This is a genomic window from Microcoleus sp. AT3-A2, assembly GCF_036705685.1.
In the GTDB taxonomy this organism is placed as follows: Bacteria; Cyanobacteriota; Cyanobacteriia; order Cyanobacteriales; family Microcoleaceae; genus Microcoleus.
On record NZ_JAUBVF010000156.1, the window covers coordinates 1 to 1497 of the forward strand.

General features: G+C 45.4%; 1 protein-coding gene. It reads left to right on the forward strand.

Translation table 11 applies throughout. The annotated features are described in order from the left end of the window. Positions 1–1418 (forward strand): NF041680 family putative transposase (locus QUB37_RS29630; RefSeq protein ID WP_333168804.1); only part of this gene is annotated, 1418 nt, incomplete at its 5' end. Positions 1419–1497 lie beyond the last annotated feature (79 nt).

A 1497-nucleotide genomic window follows, 5' to 3' on the forward strand; every position in this document is an offset into this window, starting at 1 on the left:
ACGTTTTCGGAGACTTGCAATTTGAAAAAAAAACTGCCTGCGATAGTTTCAACAGACAGCATCAGGGTAGAAGATTGAGTATTCAGCTAAAAATCTCAAATCTACCTGCCATGAAGTTAGAACAATTACAGGAATTTCGTCAACTAGCTTATGAATGCCTCGGCAATGCCAAAGATGCCACCTTTGAGCTGGTAGATGCAGCGATGACGACCCGCCACGTCTCATGTTTAGGAGATTTTGCCCTCAGTCCTTTATTTCGACGTGAATGGTCAAGCGTCTACGAAGCCCTGCAAGATTGTAGCCCAGACCGAGAAAAGTTGATGCAACTGTACATCCAACAGATGTCACAAGTAGAACGTCCAGTATTGGCGATCGATCATACAGCGTGGTTAAGACCCCATGCACCTACCCTCAAAGAACGCACCTATGAACATCAACCCACGGCCTTACCTCACGGCATACCTGTCGGCATCGGTCAAGGATATAGTACGATTGCCTGGATACCTGAAAGTAGTGGCAGTTGGGCGCTGCCCTTGAGACACGAACGTATTACGAGTTGGGACAACCCAATCGTTAAAGGCGCTCAACAATTGGCGCAAGTGTGCCAATATCTTCAGAATAGACCGATTGTTTTATTTGACAGTGAGTATGGGTGTGCGCCTCTGGTTAAAGCAACCGCAGCCATCGCCGCCGATAAAGTGATGCGTATTCGTTCTAATCGTTGTTTGTGGTCAGCACCTCTATCTTATAGTGGTAAAGGAAGACCAAGAATTCATGGGAACCAGTTTAAGCTTAACGACACTCAAAGCTGGTGGGAACCCGAACAAACTCTGGAATCTGTGGAGCCAAAACTCGGAAAAATTCGGTTAAGAAAATGGGATGACTTGCACTTTCGAGGCAGTCCCAAACATCCAATGACTCTAATTTTAGTCGAACGTTTAGAAACTGTAACGGGTCGATTAAATAGTCAACCTTTATGGTTAGTGTGGGTTGGTATCCAAATGCCATCTCTGGCTGAAATTTGGCAACTATATCTGCGTCGTTTTACCATCGAGCATTGGTATCGGTTAGTTAAACAAACCTTACATTGGACTGTGCCGAAGTTGAGTACCCCAGAACAGTGCTCTCGATGGAGTGATTTGATGCCTTTACTAACCTGGCAATTATGGTTAGCTAAAGATGTCGTCAGAGAAATTCGTTTGCCCTGGCAAAAGTCTCTGTCTGAATTGACCCCTGGAAGGGTTGCACAATCAATGCTTCCACTTTTAATCAAGATTGGAACTCCCACTGTTGCTCCCAAACGTCGAGGAAACTCGGATGGATGGCAAACGGGAAAACCTCGCACCCGAAGATGCCGCTATCCTGTGGTCAAAAAGGGTAAAGGTCGGTTCCAAAAATCCACAAAATTGGTAAGTTAACCTTGAGAACCTCTCGCTGATTAACCATTTTTTCCACTCAGCTCAGGCTGAGTCAATTTGTGCTTAGTCTAAACTCCAG